This is a genomic window from Oleiphilus sp. HI0123 (assembly GCF_001635315.1).
The window spans coordinates 1-390 of the sequence record NZ_LWGE01000632.1; the positions used below are offsets into that span (position 1 = coordinate 1).

1 protein-coding gene is annotated in these 390 nt (G+C 40.5%); it reads right to left on the reverse strand.

The genetic code is table 11. The annotated features are described in order from the left end of the window. Nucleotides 1–390 (reverse strand): hypothetical protein (locus A3761_RS27095; protein WP_197472863.1); only part of this gene is annotated, 390 nt, incomplete at both ends.

Consider the following 390-nt stretch of genomic DNA (forward strand, 5'->3'; position numbering starts at 1 on the left):
AATACCATGCATAGTGATGGATATAGCTTTGTTGCTCAAAAAACTGCCGAAGAATTGGCAACATCGACTCAAAGTCATCAGATTGATCTAGCTGATACATTAGGTCTCGAAAGTGCCGCTCAGCATCAAGTTTCTGACGAACCAGGACTTTATCTGAAAACGCTTGTAAGCGAGATTTCATCGCTGCATAAAATTCACAGGAACAGATGGTGATAAGAACCAGAAATACAGTCTGAGAAACACTCAAATACGCTTGATCTATAAAGATGCCACCTTTAAGCATTAAAACCACGAAACCAACGATGCAAATGTAAATCATCAAACGCGTGATAACAAAACTCAGCGTCTCGGGCAGTTCAAGTAGGTCATGTTTCAATACTGCGTAGGTAG